The sequence below is a fragment of the Natrialba sp. SSL1 genome (genome assembly GCF_001861355.1).
Lineage (GTDB): Archaea > Halobacteriota > Halobacteria > Halobacteriales > Natrialbaceae > Natrialba.
In genome coordinates, this window is sequence record NZ_MASN01000032.1 from 1 (window position 1) to 2,707 (window position 2,707).

The window sequence follows — 2,707 nt, forward strand, 5'->3', positions numbered from 1 at the left end:
TCCTCGACTACTGGTTCGGTGACTTCGAGCGTCTCGAAGAAACGATCGAAGAGGCTGATCACCTGGATGCGGTCACCCATGGCGATGACGGGCGGCAGCGGACAGATCAAAACGTCGAACGGCCGCCACTTGATGACGTCCGGTTCCGGCAGGCACTCAACGCTTTGATTCAAGGGAATACCGAGACGATCATCAACGAAATCTACGACGGATACGGTGAACCGGCAACTAGTCCGATCAATCCGAGTTTGGAGTTCTGGCACAATGAAGACGCACCTGTATTCGGTCCTGGCGAGGACGCCGCGCTCGAAATCCTCGAGGATGCCGGGTATGAGTGGGATACTGACTATAACATCTATCACCCGGAGGATCGGATGGATACCGTCGAAGAACGGCGGGAGGAGCACGACTTGTAGATGTCTTCCCTACTATAATACGGAGAGACACGATTATCAAATTGGCTTAAATAGTGGTGTCATTATTCACTGATAACGCTCGTTGCTCACCTCGTGATAATAGGCCCCGATATTTTGTGGGTCGATGGAGTGGGAATTTTTTATCCATGTGGTGAAAATCGGACCAACTTCTCGCTCAGTGCGACCACTGCGTAAATCACTGGCACGATTGAGAACACACCTGTCGAAATGAGTGTTACCTATAACTATTGAGGGTTTCGGCAGCAATGTATGATAGGATATGACTTATCTAGTATTAGTTCGATCGCTCTTCTGTAGGAGATTATTGATACTGCTCAGCTGTCGCTGTGGAATCGAAGAGAGCAAGGACACCGCGTCAGCGGTGTCCGTTAGGCATGATTCCGCTAGATGTGTTTGGATCGGAATCGGTCGCAGCGGACCTGTTGGCGCAGGTTCGCTGGCGTAACGGTGTTACTTGCCCTCGCTGCCGTTGTGACCTGACGGTCAAGAACGGCAGCTATGGACACTTTCAGCGCTATCTCTGTAAGAATTGCGACCGCACATTCAACGACAAGACCGGCACGATCTTTGCCCATTCGAAAGTTGCACTCAGAAAGTGGCTATTCTCGATTTACGCGTTCCTCCGGTTTAACACGAGTCTTCGCCAACTTCAGCTAGAGATCGACGTTCAGTACAAAACGATCTACCAGCGCGTCGAGCGCTTCACGAAGGCGCTCGACGCGCCTTCCCTCGACCTCGTTGGTCCAGTCGAGATCGACGAAGTCTACGTTTCTGCAGGGCTGAAAGGCCGCGAGCGCGACCAAGAGTCGCGCTCGCGTGGCCTGTCCACGCGTGGGCGAGGATCATACGAACAGGACAAACCGCCGGTGTTCACGATCGTCGATCGTGGCACCGGCGATCGGTACGTGATCCCAGCGAAATCAGCCGACGAATCGACGGTTCGGCTCCTTCTCGCAAACCGCGAGAAGGAGCCACTGACTGTCTACACCGATGGTTTTCGTGCCTACGACCCGTTGGCCGAGGACGACGCATTCGACCGCGAATACGTCGTCCACGGTGACGGCGAATACGCCGACGAAGACGTTCACGTCAACACCTGCGAGAGCCACGGATCGCTGCTGCGACCGTGGCTCTCGCCTCATCGAGGCGTCTCAAAAGACAAGCTCACACAGTATCTCCGAGCGTTCCAACTTCGACGAAAGCTACTACGGAAACCAGGAAGAGAAGCGCTCAAACACGCTGTCAAAGCCACGCTGTGAAATCAACAAAGTGCTACACAAGAGCGTAGTTCGATTCAACCGATATGTGCCCAGCTACAGATATCGATACAGCCATCGATAACAACTTTGATCGGTTCATCGACGATCTCCAAATGCTTGTTGCTCAACCATCGGTTAGTGCCACCGGAGAGAGGTTAAATGAGTTCTCAAACATCCTAAAATCATTGTATCTTGTCTATAGATCGATATATTTAAGGTAATTGGAATAGATAGACATGCAGCTGTAATCAGCCACGCATTCGTCGATAATGAACCGAACAACGACGCGCCAACGGTACTCGTATACGGCCACTATGATGTCCAACCTGTTGAACCAGAGGCGTGGAAAACAGAACCGTTCAACCCGAATATTAGAACAGTTAGTGGTGAGGACCTGCTATACGGTCGCGGTACCGTCGACAATAAAGGTCAACACTTCACGTATCTGTGTGCTGTGAAAGCGCTTCGCGAGACAACAGGTCTTCCAGTGAACGTCGTACTTCTCCTTGATGGCGAAGAAGAAAGTGGGAGTCCGAACCTCAGAGATGCGGTCAAAGCGTGCGAAGAGGAATTAAGTGCTGATATCGCTGTGAACTCGGATGGTCCTGTTGATGAATCAGGACGGCCAACAGTCGTGCTCGGAAATCGCGGTATCCTCGTGATCCAGATTGACGTGAGTGGCCCCGACAATGACCTTCATTCTGGTCACTATGGCGGCGCCGCACCGAACCCGGCATGGGAACTCAATAAGCTACTGGGAACGATGAAAGACGAGTCGGGGCAGATCACGATCAAGGGGTTCTACGATGATATTAGATCCATGACTGGACAGGAGCGTGAACTCCTTGATCAGATTGAGCCAGATTCTGATGCGCTTATTGACAATCTAGATATTAATGGGTTCCAAGATGAACCCGGTGATTCGTTCCTCGAGAAGACGTTATACTATCCTACACTCATCCGTCTTTAGCTAAGCGAAGAACCGCATGACTGCGGCGGCTTATCGGTGTT

General features: G+C 51.8%; 3 protein-coding genes. All 3 read left to right on the plus strand.

Annotated features, from left to right (window positions below; translation table 11 throughout):
* Nucleotides 1-416: ABC transporter substrate-binding protein (locus BBD46_RS10260; protein WP_253184543.1), on the plus strand; the 416-nt coding region annotated here is incomplete at its 5' end.
* A gap of 395 nt (nucleotides 417-811) precedes the next feature.
* Entirely contained in the window at nucleotides 812-1,696 is an 885-nt protein-coding gene (locus tag BBD46_RS10265; protein WP_071401622.1) for an IS1595 family transposase, read from the plus strand.
* A 247-nt stretch (nucleotides 1,697-1,943) separates the two neighbouring features.
* On the plus strand, nucleotides 1,944-2,666 hold the full coding sequence (locus BBD46_RS21575) for a M20/M25/M40 family metallo-hydrolase (RefSeq protein WP_253184544.1): 723 nt from the start codon (nucleotides 1,944-1,946) through the stop codon (nucleotides 2,664-2,666).
* The last annotated feature ends 41 nt before the right edge of the window (nucleotides 2,667-2,707 follow it).